Annotated in this window: 1 pseudogene; it reads right to left on the bottom strand. The window is 71.5% G+C overall.

Annotated features, from left to right (window positions below):
* Window positions 1-235, bottom strand: a pseudogene (locus ACLQ3C_RS21705) (HNH endonuclease); the annotation flags it as partial.

Below are 235 nucleotides of genomic sequence, written 5' to 3'. Positions count from 1 at the left end.
CGATACCGCAACGCACCCGGCGGTGCCGTGGCATGCCCACCATGCCCACTCGGATCCCACGGCGGCGCCAGGGACCGATCAGCAATCGACTCCACCAACCGCGCCGCAGTCTGCCGCGCCGCCTCCGACACCTCGACACGGGTCGCCAACGGCGCCAACTCCCCCGCCAACACCGGATCGATCACCCCATACCCCCGCAACCGCGGCACCACCACCCCCGCCGAATCCGCCACCA

It is taken from the genome of Gordonia sp. DT30, assembly GCF_049844915.1.
GTDB lineage: Bacteria > Actinomycetota > Actinomycetes > Mycobacteriales > Mycobacteriaceae > Gordonia.
Note: the sequence above shows the minus strand (reverse complement) of the source record. Positions and strands in the feature narration are given on the sequence as shown.